This window comes from Aeromonas sp. sif0611 (genome assembly GCF_019218845.1).
Taxonomy (GTDB): Bacteria; Pseudomonadota; Gammaproteobacteria; order Enterobacterales; family Aeromonadaceae; genus Aeromonas; species Aeromonas media.
On the sequence record NZ_JAHUWU010000065.1, the window covers coordinates 1 to 255 of the forward strand.

1 protein-coding gene is annotated in these 255 nt (G+C 65.5%); it reads right to left on the bottom strand.

Translation table 11 applies throughout. From position 1 onward, the window contains the following. Positions 1 to 255, bottom strand: a 255-nt coding sequence (locus tag KW824_RS20785) for a cadherin repeat domain-containing protein (protein ID WP_218410902.1), incomplete at both ends; no start/stop codon positions are given.

The window sequence follows — 255 nt, forward strand, 5'->3', positions numbered from 1 at the left end:
ACCACACCGGTGGCGGGATCGATGGCAAACAGGCCGCCGGGATTGCCGGACAGGCTGTAGGTGACGGCATTGGTGGTGGCGTCGGCGTCGCTGGCAAAGGCGGTGACGCCGACCAGGGTGCCGATGGTGATGTTCTCGTCGACGGCATTGGCGGCGGCGTTGGTGTCGGTCGGGGTAGTGACATCGAACTCGTCGACATCGTTGATGGCGATGGTGAAGGTCTGCGCCTGGCTGGAGCCATCGGCACTGGTGGCG